This window comes from Mucilaginibacter ginsenosidivorax, from assembly GCF_007971525.1.
GTDB lineage: Bacteria > Bacteroidota > Bacteroidia > Sphingobacteriales > Sphingobacteriaceae > Mucilaginibacter > Mucilaginibacter ginsenosidivorax.
This window is the reverse complement of the sequence record NZ_CP042437.1, coordinates 4,726,719-4,742,413: the sequence shown is the minus strand read 5'-3', so window position 1 is coordinate 4,742,413 and position 15,695 is coordinate 4,726,719. Positions and strand designations below refer to the sequence as shown.

The window sequence follows — 15,695 nt, the reverse complement described above, 5'->3', positions numbered from 1 at the left end:
ATTATTTCAATAACTGTCACTATGCAAGCGTTAATAAATATTTAAGCACCACCTATTATTTCGGCAAACTCGGCGGGTGTTTCAGGGTAAAATATTTTCGCACCGTCTTTCAAATTGCCATTAAGATATTTAATAAAATTAGCTTTATTATCGGTTGAAACAGGCTCAAACATGCAGATTAGTGATATTGTCGTTTTTCCTTTGTTGGCAGCCTCAAACAAAGCAGCAGATGAATACCCGATGATCGTATCAAAATTGTCGAAAATGATATTAGCCGGTATAAAGGAGGGTACAATAACACCATCCTTTTCTTTTCCATACAGGGAATTAAATCGTGGATGTATCTTAATGGCCACATTTTCAAGTCCCATAATTTCTATTATTGCATCATTTTTAGATATATATTCTTGTTCATACACCATATTGTCAGGAACGGTATTACCCGACAATAGCAAATATTTCTGATTACCGATATGAAACTTCTCATTCAGCAACTTTTTTATATAAGCGAAATTAATAGGAATACGCTCCAATACTTTAATATGGTATTTCCTGATATATTGGTCACTTACTTTTGGAAAATATTCTGTACCATTCCAAACCGGAATGGTAAGCGCATTAAAATTAAGCCATATCCAAAATTGCTTAACTAATGAATTAACAGTATACCGGTCTTTCCACATCGACATATCAATGTCCGGCTTGTAATAGATCGTATTATTCGCAGCAATTTTTGTTAGCCACCAGCTGATGTGAAAACCAAATGCGTTGTAAAATATATATATGTCTGATTTTTCAGGTTTGCCAAGCTTTTTCAACAGGTCAGCTTTATATTGTTTCAGTTTTAAAGGCAGGATAATTTTATTTAGGCCGGATAATTTTGGCGGCCGGTCAACAAGAATTACCTCTTTATCAGAAAACATTTTGCTACAAAACTCATGTAACGATGGCTGATCTGTTATGATTTTAAAATCATCGTGCCCTTCAGTTAACGATAGTACCTCCGGGATAGACAAGTAAGAAAGACAAACGATATATAGCATTTTTTTTAAATTAATTTATTTGATTCCGTTACCAAAAACATTCCTACTAATTACATACGGCAGCTATCATTATAGGTATAAATACCTTTGGCGATACCTGAAACCTGTTTAAATATTTTTTGGGCATATGCTTTGTTTTACAGTGCGCTTACTTGTTTACGCTCCTTAAATTTAGTGACTAAGCCAATTACCTGTTTGTAAAACATCAGGTAAAATATTATGACAATTATTGCCAATTTTAAAGTGAGCCCAAGCCATCCGGGAGAAACATATTTGAAAAATATAAATACCAATGCTGCCATCCCAACATAATATAAAGCTATTATTTTAAAGTTTATACGGAGCACATAGTATCTGAGTGATATCTTATAAATGATAGCAAAATATATTAGCTGCGTGATCACTGTAGAATAAGCCGCTCCATCAATACCATAATATTTAATCAGAAAATAGTTTAATATGATATTGGTTACAGCTGCAAAAACACTGATGAACATCAGTGCAATTATCTTTTTGCTTTGATGGAATGACAGGTTCTGCAATCCGTTCATCTGGATAAAAAAATATCCGAACGCGACTATAGGAACTATGTACGCTACTTTTAGGTAAGATTCCGTAAGAGATATCTTTATAAAGTCGTTACTGATAAATGCCACGATAAAGCACATAAACAGCTGCAGTAGGATATTATCGTTATGGAGCTTTTGTATTTTTTCATGATCCGGGTTGGGCTTATTAGCCATCTCAAAAAAGATGGGGTTATATGACATAAGTACCGCGGTAGAAAATAGCTGTACCACTTGCCCAATCTTGTATACTACCGAATACAAACCAACCTGGGTGAGATTATAAAAATGGTTTATAAAAAACCTATCGCTCATATTAATAACCCAACTTGACAACAATGATGGTAACATCGGCAGCGAATATTTAAGCGTAGTTGTAAATACTTTAGTATCGAATTTAAAGTTTACATTCTTTATGATTGCAGTTAAGTCAAACGGAAAAAAAAAGATATAAGATAATATACCCGCACCAAAAACTGCAGCAGCTGACCTATACCCCATGTACAATGCCACACAAGTACACGTCACTCCAAACACAGCCTGGCCAAGTGTAAGAAATAAAAACTTAAACGGCTTTCCTTCAACCTGAAAAAGTATCTTGGGCACTATCGTAATGGTTGTAAAGAAGGCATCGCACATACCCAGAATAATAAGTGGGTAAAAAGCCACGCCGGGAAGCAAGGCCGAAATTGCATCCTTTAGCAAAAAGGTTATTGAAATAACAATCGTTGAAATTATGACAATACCGATATTAATTGTGCCTAAAAAATTCCGGCGGTCCTGTACGTCTTTGTAATCATGATACAAACGGTATAATGATCGTTCAAGGCCAAACGAAAGGAAAAATACATAAATTACAGAGAACACCTGAAGTGTATTAATGATACCAATATCTGACGGGGTAAGATAATGGGTAAACATAAATACAAGTAAAAAGCTGAGCCCTTTTTGGGCCATGTTCCCGAGGCCATATATAGCTGTATTTTTTAATAGTGAAGCCATTATTTATTTTAAAATTACTGGGGCCATAATTAAGATGGCCTACCTTCAATTATTAAACCAATTCCACCAGGGCAGTTTTAACATTATTGTATATAAGTGAATGCCCTTCATTATTTACGTGAAACTCGTCCAACGCTATAAATTCGATATCTACGCTCTCATCAAAAGGATCAACAATAAAAAAACCGGGGAACTTTGAGCTTAACTCTTTATATATATTATTATATGAAGCGATGCTCTTTCTTATGTGCGGGCTTTTTCTTACAAATTCTTCTGTAACCGGTGCGATGGTAATTGCTAATACTTTGGTACTTATTGCCGCCGCCCTTAAGATGAACTGCTCCAATATTTTTTTAAATTTATCGGCCCGCACAAAAGCATAATTAGGATTACGTGTGGTATACTTCTTTATGAAACGGTAAAAAAAGGATTGAACTTTATTAGGCATCTGGTTCAATATTTTTACAAAAACATTTCTGTTGTTAACATACCTCGGCGAGCAGTCAACAATGCCTAATTGCAAAATAACAACGTCGGGATTGTAATATTCAAGTAAGTCTGCACCTTGTTTTACGTTAACAACATCGCCGCCTTCAGTAATAAGTCTTTCAACAGTGGAGGCTCTCCTGCTGCGATCAATAAAATGCAGTGCAGGCAACGATGTAATTAATTTATAAACCCAGGTTTCTTCGTAAGTGATCTCATTACGCGGCATCCCATTTGAGTCGGCAATTATCAGAATTTTGGTCATTTATAATAAAAATTATTTATATGTTGCCTAATGCGCTGAAAGAATAACAACGGAGGTTACCGACTATAAAAAAGACTCTATAGTTTCCGTTACGTAAAGTGCATCTTCCAAAAGTGATGGCGAATATCCAGACTCCGGAATCATACCAAGAAAATATCTTGCTTGGTCATAAAAACCAGGCTTAAATTTATCCTCGCTGCTGCCCCAATGTTGGCTTTCTTTTACTTTTGGCAAGTATTGACGAATGGGCAACTCCGGAGTAGGATCACGTATTTCGAAACCTTGATATATCTTTAAAACTTCCAGCGGTTTTAGTTCTATCAACTCATCTTCCATGTATATTTTTATGGAGAAATTAGATGGCGAATTCCATACAGATATAATGTTTACCTGAAAGCGGTAACTATCTCCTTTTGCCTGGAATAAAGAGTAAAATGTATCTTTTTCGTGTGTGACCTTTGACTGTGAATCGGCAAAAACAAGATCGAATTTTCCGACCAGATGGTAAACAAGATCTACCACATGCGATGAGTTTTGCAGCCAGAGGTTTTTCAGCAGGAAATCGCTTTTTCCGCCGGTAGTCTCAGGCACTTCCACAATAACCGAGCGGATTTTTCCTTTAATAATTCGCTCACGCAGGTAAGGTATAAATTTATAAAAACGCCTGTTGTACCCAATTTGTATTTTGGTACCGTATTCTTTTTGCAGTTCTATCGCTTTTTTTATTTTTTCAGATGATAAAGCAACTGGTTTTTCAACGAAAATATTTTTCCCGGTCTTTATCAGATCAAGTATCATTTCGTCAATTGCAGGCCAGCTGGCAACAACCCATATTGCATCAAAATCACATTCAGCCACCATGTCATTCCATGACATAAATGACTTATTTATCTGATATTTTATTTTAAATGCTAATAATCTGTCGTTATCTTCTTTGGCGGCTACACCTACAATTTTACAACCTAAACTCGTTAAAACATCTGCGTGAAAATGAGCAATCTGACCACAACCTATAAAAACAATTCTTTGCATAAACTACGTAATATTTAGCGGGGTTTTAACGTGTTGAGAAATATAATCGAACAAAAGTTTATGCGCCAGGAAACTATCTGCTATCGTTGGGAGGTAAACTTTATCAAATTCATTATTAAATACATAATCAACGATTTCATTGATGTAAGTGCTCACAAACCGCACATTCAAGTCGGTTACAACTGGCTTTTTATCGGGGCCGATCTTTATCAGCATATTCTGGCTTTCATGAACAGTATACAAATAGTCTTCGGTGATTATCTGTATGGAAGGGAAAGAAGGCACAGTATGATTCCTGAATACTGCTATATTGCCTTTTTTATCACTCAGCACAATACTTCCTGCAAGGTCATAAAATCCCTTCCTTTTTTGTTCATAAACTGAACTTACCTCAGAAAACACGACTTCATATTCTTTGATGCCAAAAAGCCAGAAGAATAATTCAAACTGATGCACGCCAACTGTAGACATTCCCCAATTAGGCATATTGGTGTAAAAACTGAACTCCTTGGCATCTTTAACATTTTGATATATCTCACGATAAAAATGCTGAGCATGAGCTATGAAGTTAACGTAAACCGGAACTTGGTTACTTTCCGCTATCGATTGAATATAATAATAATCTGCTTCAACCTGCACAATTGGCTTTTCAACAATAATAGCCTTGGGCTTGCGAATTATAACCGGCTCAAGCGTGTTGATCCTATCAGTAGCAGTTGTAGCAACAATAACCACCGAATCACCGTTTATGAACCCAAGCAACTTATCAAAACTTTCAACGGGCGTAACCCTGGCGGAATCAAGTTTGTTATCAATACAAAATTGAGATACCGATGACAATGACTCTTTAAAAACATCATAAACTACGATCTCAAATTCAAGGTCGCTTCTATATAATGCTTGTAAGTGCCTTTTGCCAATATTACCGGTACCGATAATTATTACATTGTTCATTACGGGTAGATTTGTATTATTTAACGGCTTTTTTGTATTTCAATTTTTCCCTTTGTACGTTTTCGATATCAAGCACGTCTTTGCTCTTGTAAGTAAGCGCTTTTGATACAGCGGCAAGGTCACGGATTAGCCTTCTTAAGCCATCTGGTTCCAGTGAAGCCGAATGGTCTGTTCCTTTCCAGGTCCTGTCAAGGGTGTAATGCCTCTCGATCCACTCTGCTCCTAAAGTGTAGGCTGCAATATCAACAGCTATACCCAAGTGATGGCCAGAGAAACCGATAGCTTTCACTTTATCTTGATATTTGTCAATCAGGGTATTGATCTCGAGCAGACACACATCTTCAAATGGCACAGGATAACCTGACGTACAGTTATAAACTACCAGGTTTTTATTTTTTCCTTTGGTGATGAAGAATTCAATTAAATCCTGTATTTCATCTTTGGTGGTCATACCTGTTGAAACATGGATCTCGCCATCGTAATTATCGCACAGCCAACCCAGCATATCGTAGTTATTATTACAAGCAGAAGGGATTTTTATCAATTCAGGATTCAACGCCGCAATCTCCTTTGCTGATGTCAGATCCCAAACTGAAGTTGAATAAACTATACCTAACTCGTCACAAAAAGCTTTCAATTCAGCATGTTGTTCTGCAGAAAATTCAAGAAACTCTCTGTGCGCACCATAGGTATCTCCATAAGCATGGGCAGCATTAGGGTGCGGTGCATTGTATTGTTCTTCTGTAAGCAACTCTCTGTTGTTTCTTTTTTGAAACTTAACAACATCTGCTTTGCAAAAAATCTTTGCCACCTTGATTAATTCTTTTGCTATTTCCATTTCGCCTTTATGGTTACAACCAATTTCGGCTATCACTTTCGGTGTTTTCATGTTTTTTTTATTTATTTTTAATTTCGATTGTTTAATTTCATTATAAAATCAATTCCTTCACGTATCGCCATGTCCCCGCCTTTTGAGTGGAGTACGAGATCTGCGATTACCTTGATCTCATTAACTGCATCAACTGGAGCCATTCCCCAGCCTACGCTTAACAGGTTGGCCATGTCGTTTACATCGTCGCCTATGTAAGCAAGCTCATCACGTCCTATATTCAGATCATTACAGCATTTGGTAATCAATGAGTATTTGTCTTTAGCCCATTTATAATAATGTTGAATATTGAGCTTTTTCATCCGCTGATCTACGATCGGGCTGTCTTCAGAAGTCATAACGATTACTTCCAGCCCCGCTTCACGAAATATCTCAAGCGCCATACCATCGCGCAGACTGAAAGCCTTACCCAGCTCTCCTTCCGGAGATACGATCATAGTTCCATCTGTAAAAACACCGTCAACATCCAGCACCAGTGCCTTTATCTTTTTCGATGCCTTCTTATTGCTCTTTAACCTACTGGAAAGTATTTGCTCAATCAGCACCCAATCAGCTGGCTCGTCAATTTCTACAAGGGTATCTTCCGGCATTTCAACAATGCCAATCTTGCCATATAACCGGTTGTTTTCTTTAAGGTAAGATTCCTTTTTTATCAGATAAAGAGCACCGTTTTCAATTAAAAATCCCGGGAAATCCTGCCTCCTTGGCCTGTTCCGGTAATCGTAATTGACGCTTTTCCCCTCTTCATTCCAAATAAACCTTTTGCTGTTAACAGCACTTAGTACAGAATCATAGCCTTCTTTTACCAGCTTATTCATTCCTTTGTTAATATCCTCTTTTGTTAAGAGCGGTGAAGTTGCTTGCAACAAACAGAGTATATCAAAATCATAATTTATACCTTCAGCAAGCTCAAGCATCCCCGATTCGGTACTCGCGGTATCAGTTGCAGAGTTTTCACTTCTCAACCATGTTTTTACTTTGTCAGTCCATTTGTAAACCGACTTAACTCTTTCTATTATCTCTTCATCATCAGTAAAAACATAAATCTCGTCGATATTGCTATGAATTGCCTCACCCAATATCCATTGGTACAACGGACGGCCTAAAAGCTTTTTTTTATTTTTATTTTTTATACTTTTCGAACCTTTTCTTAACGGCAGAATAGCAACAGTTTTCATAGATAAATAAGGTTTTATTAACGTTTAAAAAGCCTGCTTAAAATTCCGCCTTTTGCTTCCTCATTAGTATAATTACCATAGCCATAACCGTAGCCGTAACCATAGCCGTAACCATAACCATAACCATAACCATAACCGTTTTTACTCTTCATAATATCGTTCACAACAATGTAAACTTTCTTGAGCTTCTTTTGATTGTACAAATCCTGTGGTATGTTGAGTTGATTTTTGAATGTGTAATTCTGTCGCACTATATATAAACTCATGTCAACAAAGGGCTCAATAAGTAATGCATCAGATATCAAGCCAACAGGAGCAGTATCGATGATAATGAGGTCGAATCTCTGTTTCAATTCGTTCATCATTAATTCCAGCCTTTTGTTCAATAACAACTCTGAGGGATTTGGAGGTATTGGACCAGATGAAATTATGGAACAATTTTCAAAAAAAGGTGATGGCTGGAGAACATCATCAACAGTCAGTTTATCCGACACTACATAATTGGAAAACCCAAATTGATTACTGATACCCATTGATTGTGACAACTTAGGTTTTCGAAGATCGAGTTCTATGAAAACAACCTTCTTGTTCGACAATGCCAAAGCGCTACCCAAATTAAGCGTAATGAATGATTTGCCTTCCCCGCTCATACTTGATGTTATCATTATCACATTAGTCTGCGACAAGTTTAGTAGGTACTGAAGATTGGTACGCAAGGACCTAAACTGTTCTGATATAATCGATCTTGAGTTATTGGTAACAACTATGTTCATTTGATCCGAATTATGGCTAATTTCCCCAACAATTGGAATCGTTGTTAACTTCTCGATATCTTCTTTAGACACAATCCTTGTCTTCAGTATATCTTTAACAAAAAAGAAACCAATTGGTAAAAAGAAGCCTGCAAGAACAAAAATTGCAAATGCCAAAATTTTGGGGCCTGAAGGCGGCGAATACTCACTTTTTGCAGGGTCGATTATTCGCGCATCGGCCAAAGTTGAGGTTTTTGTTATCGCAGTTTCCTCCTTCTTTTGCAACAAAAACAAATAAATTTGCTCCTTAACATTCTGCTCCCTGGTGTAATCAAGGAATATTCTTTCTTTTACAGGAGCACTGGCAATCATATTATTGAATGTTCCGTTTTTCGCTTTCAAAGAATTAAGGCTTATTTGTAATCCTTTTTTGTAGGCAGCAATACTCTTTTTCAGATTATTCCTAAAATTTTCAAGTTGTGTATCGAGGTTTTGTATAACGGGGTTATTCTCATTATAGGAAAGCGTCATCTTATCTCGATCCAGTAACAATTGGTTGTATGAGCTTACAGCGGTTGTAAAGCCGTCATCGGGTATGGCAAGAGAAGTTGGTATGATTTTATGATTTTTAGGGTCATTTAGATATTTCTCGAGATCCTGAATAATCGATAATTGCACATTTTGCGTCAGCGATTGTTTGTCATAATCGCCGGCACTTGCAATTAAAGCTTTTGCCTGCTCCTGCACATCAACCAATTGATTTTGCTTTTTGAAATCTTCAAGGTTTTTTTCAACTCCGCTGAGATCTTTACTTACCAAGCTTAGTCGGTTATCAATGAATGCCAGTGTACTATCTGCAATTTGAACTTTATCTTGCAAATCGGATTTCAAGTACAACGCCATAAGTTTATTTAAAATAGCCTCTCCTTTTTTTGAATTTGGGTATTTTAATGACATATCTATTGTAGTAGCCTGTTTGTCAGATAGATCTGCAGTAAAATTTCTCAGCAGGAATTCAACCCGTTCTTCAACCGAAACAATGGCAACCTGATAAGTGTTGGTTCCAGTGACAGGCTTATTGGTCGGAGTGAATTCTAATACATACTGTCGTAAGTTTATTGGCTGATTATATGACACCAAAGTATCTATGTTATCAACTGAATTGACAATGTGAAGCTTATTCGTACTGGTTATGTCGATAACATAATTCCGCGCCTGAACTGATTCTACAAGATATTTTATATCAACTGTAAAAGGAGCTTCATCAAAAAACTCAGTTTTTTTTAGGTGCCCTTTTTTGTACGTGATTACATTTAATTTCAGATCCTTAACTGTTTCTGTCATCAAATGGATCGACTTCAATATTTGCACCTCGTTCAAGGCATTATTTTGCAAACCAAAAAGGGAACCAACATCTGTTAAAGCACCTAAATCCATTTGACTCCCAGGTGATGACTTTTGGTTCTCACTAACCAACATCATTGCCCTAATGGTATAGTTTGGACTTGTTAAGCGGACATAAAGAATACCCAGTGACACAAAAACCACAAGACTAATAGCAAAAATCACCCAATGAGATAATATAAGGCCTAAAACCTTTTTTATATCAAATCCGTTATCTTTGTTATCTTCAAAATAGATGTTTGCAGGTTCATTCTGCGAGTTATCTTTCATATAGCAATAAAGATTTTTATTTTATTCTTGTGGCGATGATTATTAGTAACGACAAAACGGAAGTTGCTATGGCTGCAACACGTGTTTGATAGGCATCATTAGCTTCAGCTTTTCCTTTTGTCGGCTCAACATAAATTATATCATTTTGACGCAGGTAATAATACGGAGCCGACATGATGTTGCTTTTATTTAAGTTTACTCTGTAAGGCGTTTTTGAACCATCGGGATTTTCTCTTATCAGCAATACATTTTCTCTTTTTCCAAAAATGGTTAGGTCACCAGCCATGGCAATAGCATCAAGTATATTTACTTTTTCATTAGGTACAATGTATTGACCTGGCCTTGCTACCTCACCGGTTACGCTAACCTTAAAGTTTGCAAAGCGAACTATTACGGTATAGTTTTTAAAGTAACCAGCAGCCTTTTTTTGAATGGTATCCCTTAACTGCGCAGTTGTATATCCCATAGCCGTTAATTTACCCAATATAGGTATCGTTACATATCCTTCTTTATCTACAAGGTAGCCAGCTGAGGCTTGCTGATTAAACGAAGTCGCTCCACCGGTGGAAATCGCAGAATTGGCGATAGGCACGTTTCCCTGATTAACAGAAATTGACGCCGCCGGGTCTACAGTTTCTATTATAATGGTCAATATATCGTCTCCCTGAATAGTTGGCTCGGTGTACTCGGCCTTCGCAATTGTCTTTAATTGTCCCGAATCTGGTATATCCTTAAAATATTTAATATTCTTGGCGGATGAACAAGAAAACAATCCCACTGAGACGAATAAGATGACGAGTATTAAATATGAATTTAAAAAGTAGGTTTTTCTCATTGGATTACGTTTCTCATATTTTATAGGTGTAAGTTTTAAAACGTTGCAATATATATACTTTTTTTTAAAACCGATTAATTAATTACTATTTTTTTTATAAATACGCCTTTAACGTAACTTTTTTTTAATCAAAAGTGCGTTTTAATATAATAATCAAAATTACGCCTGTCCCATGGTGCCTCCAAAATTCATTGGAAAACCTGATGGATCTTGCTGAATTTTGATGCGGCCGTTTAATGTTTCAAACTTTTCAATATTATCTTCCAACGCGGTTAGTAGTCGCTTGGCATGCTCAGGCGTTAATATTATCCTTGATTTCACCTTGGCTTTTGGTACTCCGGGCATAACGCGAATAAAGTCGAGCACAAACTCCGAACTGGAGTGGGTAATAATGGCGAGGTTTGAATAAATACCTTCTGCAATCTCTTCAGAAAGCTCGATATTAAGCTGATTTTCGTTTTGTTCTTCCATGCTACTAAAATAACAAAAAGACGTACTTTTCAATACAGTCTTTTGTTAGGGTAATTACTTTATTCTTCTGCTTTGTTACAATACCACGTTGTATACTGCATTCAGAACAAGCTTCCCTAAAACAAGTTATTTTTGCTTTTGTTTTGCATGACGTGTTTTTTTTTCAAAAAAAAAGTCCCCCGAAGATAAAACCCGGGGGACTTAATAATATAAGAAGTTAACTTATGCTTCTACTTCTTCAGCTTTTGAAGCCATTAGGCGGTCAAACTCTTCCTGTGAGCCTACACGGATATTTTCGTATTCGCGTAAACCTGTACCTGAAGGTATTAAGTGACCAACAATAACGTTTTCTTTCAAGCCAAGCATGTTATCTTTTTTACCTGCAATAGCTGCTTCGTTCAGCACTTTGGTAGTTTCCTGGAACGATGCTGCCGAGATAAACGATTTGGTACCTAATGAGGCCCTGGTGATACCTTGCAGTATCGGGCTTGATGTTGCTGCGATAGCATCGCGCACTTCAACCAATTTCAAATCTTTACGTTTTAAAATTGAGTTCTCATCACGTAACCTTCTTAATGATACTATCTGACCGGCTTTTAGCGTAGTTGAATCACCTGGCTCAACAACAACTTTCTTGTCAAATATCTCATCGTTCTCGTTCATGAAATCCCAGCTATCAACAGCTTCGCGCTCTAAGAAACGGGTATCGCCCGCATCTTCGATAGCTACTTTCTGCATCATCTGGTGAACGATAACCTCGAAGTGTTTATCATTAATCTTCACACCTTGCAAACGGTAAACCTCTTGTATACCATTTACCAGGTACTCCTGTACAGCAGCAGGGCCTTTAATAGCCAGGATATCTGCAGGTGATATTGAACCATCTGATAACGGCATACCAGCCTTCACAAAGTCATTATCCTGTACAAGGATGTGTTTTGACAATGGAACAAGGTATTTCTTGATCTGGCCATCTTTTGATTCGATGGTCATTTCGCGGTTACCACGTTTAATACCGCCTAAGGTTACCACACCATCAATTTCGGTTACTACAGCCGGGTTAGATGGGTTACGTGCTTCAAACAACTCGGTTACACGTGGTAAACCGCCGGTGATATCGCGGGTTTTACCAGTTGAACGAGGGATTTTAGCAATAACCTGCCCGGTTTGTAGTTTCTCGCCTTCTTCAACGGCAATGTGAGCACCCACAGGAATGTTATATCCTTTTATTACGTTACCTTTTGTATCGGTAATCTGGATAACAGGGTTTTTAGTTTTATCCCTGGTATCGATAATTACTTTTTCGCGGTGACCGGTTTGCTCGTCAGATTCTTCACGGAAAGTGATACCTTCTAATACTGCTTCAAACTGGGTTAAGCCTGCAAATTCGGATATGATAACCGCATTGTACGGATCCCATGAACAAATCCTGTCGCCTTTGGTGATTTTGGCACCATCTTTAACATACAGGTACGAACCGTAAGGGATGTTGTTGGTAACAATAACTTTATTGCTTCCCTGCTCAACAATCCTGAACTCGCCCGAACGACCTAACACCACATCGACCTTACCTTCTTCGGCAGTATTGAATTCAACTGTACGTACGTTTTCAAATTCGATAATACCATCAAACTTAGCGTTGATCTGTGATTCAGCCGCGATGTTTGACGCGGTACCACCCACGTGGAATGTACGTAATGTTAACTGTGTACCCGGCTCACCAATTGACTGCGCAGCAATTACACCAACAGCCTCGCCTTTTTGCACGCGTTTGCCGCTTGCAAGGTTACGGCCATAGCATAAAGCACACACACCTCTCCTGCTTTCGCATGTTAATACCGAGCGGATTTCAACACCTTCTAAAGGAGAGTTTTCAATTTTCTTGGCAACTTCCTCGGTCAAATCCTGTCCTGCTGATGCCAGCAATTCACCTGTAATAGGGTCATGAACATCATGCAAGGTAGTACGGCCTAAAATACGATCGTATAGTGGCTCAACAATATCTTCATTATCTTTTAACGCAGTTGTGTAAATACCCCTTAAGGTACCGCAATCAACTTCGCCTACAATCATATCCTGGGCAACGTCATGCAACCTACGGGTTAAGTAACCGGCATCAGCTGTTTTCAACGCCGTATCCGCCAAACCTTTACGTGCACCGTGGGTTGAGATAAAGTACTCCAATACCGACAAACCTTCTTTAAAGTTTGAAAGAATCGGGTTTTCAATGATCTCACCACCTGAACCAGATTTTTGAGGCTTAGCCATCAAACCACGCATACCTGCAAGCTGACGAATCTGCTCTTTAGAACCACGCGCACCTGAGTCAAGCATCATGTACACCGAGTTGAAGCCCTGGTTATCGTTGCTCAGGATGTCCATCACATTCGCGGTTAAGCGGTTGTTAATACGGGTCCAGATATCGATAATTTGGTTATAACGCTCGTTGTTGGTAATGAAACCCATGTTATAGTTACCCATAACCTCTTCAACTTGTTTAGAAGCTGTTTCGATTAATGTAACTTTCTCCGCAGGGATATTGATATCTTTCAGGTTAAATGATAAACCACCCTGAAATGCCATCTTAAAGCCTAACTCCTTAATATCATCAAGGAATTGTGCTGCACGTGCCATACCGGTAATTTTTACCACCTCGCCAATAATATCACGTAATGATTTCTTGGTAAGCAGCTCATTAATATAACCTACTTCAACCGGCACATGCTCGTTGAACAATACACGGCCTACGGTGGTATCAATAATTTTGCTTACAATTTTACCTTCGCGGTCTTTAACAAAAGCTTTCACTTTAATAAAGGCGTGCAGGTCGAGTTTTTTCTCGTTGTAAGCTATAATAACTTCTTCTGACGAGTAGAAGGTTAAACCTTGTCCTTTTACGATACGTGTTTCATCAGTTTTACGGCCTTTGGTTATGTAGTACAAACCAAGCACCATGTCTTGTGATGGTACTGTAATAGGCGTACCGTTGGCAGGGTTCAAAATGTTGTGCGATGCAAGCATCAATACCTGAGCTTCCAAAATTGCCGCGTTACCAAGTGGTACGTGAACGGCCATCTGGTCACCGTCGAAATCCGCGTTGAATGCCGTACAGGTTAATGGGTGCAATTGAATCGCTTTACCTTCAACCAGTTTTGGCTGGAACGACTGGATACCCAACCTGTGCAGCGTAGGCGCACGGTTTAGTAATACAGGGTGTCCTTTCAATACGTTTTCCAAAATATCCCAAACTAATGGGTCTTTACGGTCAACAATCTTTTTGGCAGATTTTACTGTTTTAACCACACCACGCTCAATCATTTTGCGAATGATAAATGGTTTAAACAACTCGGCAGCCATATCTTTTGGTAAACCGCACTCGTGTAATTTAAGGTTTGGTCCTACAACAATTACCGAACGGGCAGAGTAATCCACACGTTTACCTAATAAGTTTTGACGGAAACGTCCTTGTTTACCTTTCAGGATATCCGAAAGTGATTTCAAAGCACGGTTACCTTCGGTTTTAACCGCGTTAACTTTACGTGAGTTATCGAACAACGAATCTACAGCTTCCTGTAGCATACGTTTTTCGTTACGTAAAATCACCTCTGGTGCTTTAATCTCGATCAAACGTTTTAAACGGTTGTTACGGATAATTACACGACGGTAAAGGTCATTCAAATCTGAAGTAGCGAAACGACCACCTTCCAAAGGCACTAACGGACGCAATTCAGGCGGGATAACCGGAACGATTTTAACAATCATCCACTCTGGGTTATTTTCAATCCTGGTTTTTGCATCACGGAAAGCCTCAACAACCTGTAAGCGCTTTAACGCTTCGTTTTTACGTTGTTGTGAAGTTTCGTTTGCTGCCTGGTGGCGTAAGCTAAATGAAAGCTCATCCAAATCAAGGCGTTTTAATAGTTCTTCCAAAGCCTCGGCACCCATTTTGGCAACAAATTTCTGAGGATCTTTGTCGTCAAGGTACTGGTTTTCTTTTGGAAGGGTATCTAATACGTCAAGGTATTCTTCTTCAGTAAGGAAATCCATTTTGTTGATTCCGTCTGCTTCTTTAATACCTGGCTGTATTACTACGTAACGTTCGTAGTAAATAATTAAGTCTAAACGTTTTGTTGGCAAGCCCAATAAGTAACCAATTTTATTTGGCAACGAACGGAAGTACCAGATGTGCGCAACAGGAACTACAAGGTTAATGTGGCCCATGCGCTCGCGACGAACTTTTTTCTCGGTTACTTCAACACCGCAACGGTCGCAAACAATCCCTTTGTAACGGATACGTTTGTATTTACCGCAATGGCACTCATAATCTTTAACCGGACCAAAAATACGCTCGCAGAATAAACCATCACGCTCAGGTTTATAGGTCCTGTAGTTGATGGTTTCTGGTTTTAAAACCTCACCGCTTGAACGCTCAAGAATGGACTCCGGAGAGGCCAGACTGATCGTAATCGTGGTGAAATTACTTTTGATTTTATTATCCTTTTTGTAAGACATAGTCTCCTTTGTTTTTAATTATTGAAGGATGAATTA

At 38.2% G+C, this 15,695-nt stretch carries 11 protein-coding genes; all 11 read right to left on the bottom strand.

The genetic code is table 11. The features are described 5' to 3' along the window. Nucleotides 1-41: 41 nt before the first annotated feature. Nucleotides 42-1,043, bottom strand: a complete 1,002-nt coding sequence (locus FSB76_RS19855) for a hypothetical protein (RefSeq protein WP_147056373.1) — start codon at nucleotides 1,041-1,043, stop codon at nucleotides 42-44. A gap of 137 nt (nucleotides 1,044-1,180) precedes the next feature. Beyond that, entirely contained in the window at nucleotides 1,181-2,611 is a 1,431-nt protein-coding gene (locus tag FSB76_RS19850) for a lipopolysaccharide biosynthesis protein (protein ID WP_147056371.1), read from the bottom strand. 52 nt (nucleotides 2,612-2,663) lie between these two features. Continuing rightward, entirely contained in the window at nucleotides 2,664-3,362 is a 699-nt protein-coding gene (locus tag FSB76_RS19845) for an SGNH/GDSL hydrolase family protein (protein WP_147056369.1), read from the bottom strand. 63 nt (nucleotides 3,363-3,425) lie between these two features. Then, entirely contained in the window at nucleotides 3,426-4,394 is a 969-nt protein-coding gene (locus FSB76_RS19840; protein WP_147056367.1) for a Gfo/Idh/MocA family protein, read from the bottom strand. Between the two features lie 3 nt (nucleotides 4,395-4,397). Next, the gene (locus FSB76_RS19835) at nucleotides 4,398-5,348 is read right to left on the bottom strand and encodes a Gfo/Idh/MocA family oxidoreductase (protein WP_147056365.1); all 951 of its coding nucleotides are present in this window, start codon (nucleotides 5,346-5,348) and stop codon (nucleotides 4,398-4,400) included. Between the two features lie 16 nt (nucleotides 5,349-5,364). Continuing rightward, nucleotides 5,365-6,237 (bottom strand): N-acetylneuraminate synthase family protein, encoded by an 873-nt coding sequence (locus tag FSB76_RS19830; protein ID WP_147056363.1) that lies wholly within the window; start codon nucleotides 6,235-6,237, stop codon nucleotides 5,365-5,367. A gap of 17 nt (nucleotides 6,238-6,254) precedes the next feature. Beyond that, a complete protein-coding gene (locus tag FSB76_RS19825) occupies nucleotides 6,255-7,415 on the bottom strand; it encodes an acylneuraminate cytidylyltransferase (RefSeq protein WP_147056361.1) in 1,161 nt (386 codons plus the stop codon). A 17-nt stretch (nucleotides 7,416-7,432) separates the two neighbouring features. Beyond that, nucleotides 7,433-9,841 (bottom strand): GumC family protein, encoded by a 2,409-nt coding sequence (locus FSB76_RS19820; RefSeq protein ID WP_147056359.1) that lies wholly within the window; start codon nucleotides 9,839-9,841, stop codon nucleotides 7,433-7,435. Nucleotides 9,842-9,857: 16 nt separating this feature from the next. Continuing rightward, a complete protein-coding gene (locus tag FSB76_RS19815; RefSeq protein ID WP_147056357.1) occupies nucleotides 9,858-10,676 on the bottom strand; it encodes a polysaccharide biosynthesis/export family protein in 819 nt (272 codons plus the stop codon). 159 nt (nucleotides 10,677-10,835) lie between these two features. Next, a complete protein-coding gene (locus FSB76_RS19810) occupies nucleotides 10,836-11,147 on the bottom strand; it encodes a DUF3467 domain-containing protein (protein ID WP_147056355.1) in 312 nt (103 codons plus the stop codon). A gap of 222 nt (nucleotides 11,148-11,369) precedes the next feature. Further along, complete coding sequence (gene rpoC, locus FSB76_RS19805) at nucleotides 11,370-15,659, bottom strand: DNA-directed RNA polymerase subunit beta' (RefSeq protein ID WP_147056353.1); 4,290 nt, start codon at nucleotides 15,657-15,659, stop codon at nucleotides 11,370-11,372. Nucleotides 15,660-15,695: the final 36 nt, after the last annotated feature.

Bases quoted from the DNA above. Each gene is read 5' to 3' on its own strand.
- FSB76_RS19855 (WP_147056373.1), bottom strand. From the start codon at position 1,043: ATGCTATATATCGTTTGTCTTTCTTACTTGTCTATCCCGGAGGTACTA.
- FSB76_RS19850 (WP_147056371.1), bottom strand. From the start codon at position 2,611: ATGGCTTCACTATTAAAAAATACAGCTATATATGGCCTCGGGAACATG.
- FSB76_RS19845 (WP_147056369.1), bottom strand. From the start codon at position 3,362: ATGACCAAAATTCTGATAATTGCCGACTCAAATGGGATGCCGCGTAAT.
- FSB76_RS19840 (WP_147056367.1), bottom strand. From the start codon at position 4,394: ATGCAAAGAATTGTTTTTATAGGTTGTGGTCAGATTGCTCATTTTCAC.
- FSB76_RS19835 (WP_147056365.1), bottom strand. From the start codon at position 5,348: ATGAACAATGTAATAATTATCGGTACCGGTAATATTGGCAAAAGGCAC.
- FSB76_RS19830 (WP_147056363.1), bottom strand. From the start codon at position 6,237: ATGAAAACACCGAAAGTGATAGCCGAAATTGGTTGTAACCATAAAGGC.
- FSB76_RS19825 (WP_147056361.1), bottom strand. From the start codon at position 7,415: ATGAAAACTGTTGCTATTCTGCCGTTAAGAAAAGGTTCGAAAAGTATA.
- FSB76_RS19820 (WP_147056359.1), bottom strand. From the start codon at position 9,841: ATGAAAGATAACTCGCAGAATGAACCTGCAAACATCTATTTTGAAGAT.
- FSB76_RS19815 (WP_147056357.1), bottom strand. From the start codon at position 10,676: ATGAGAAAAACCTACTTTTTAAATTCATATTTAATACTCGTCATCTTA.
- FSB76_RS19810 (WP_147056355.1), bottom strand. From the start codon at position 11,147: ATGGAAGAACAAAACGAAAATCAGCTTAATATCGAGCTTTCTGAAGAG.
- rpoC (WP_147056353.1), bottom strand. From the start codon at position 15,659: ATGTCTTACAAAAAGGATAATAAAATCAAAAGTAATTTCACCACGATT.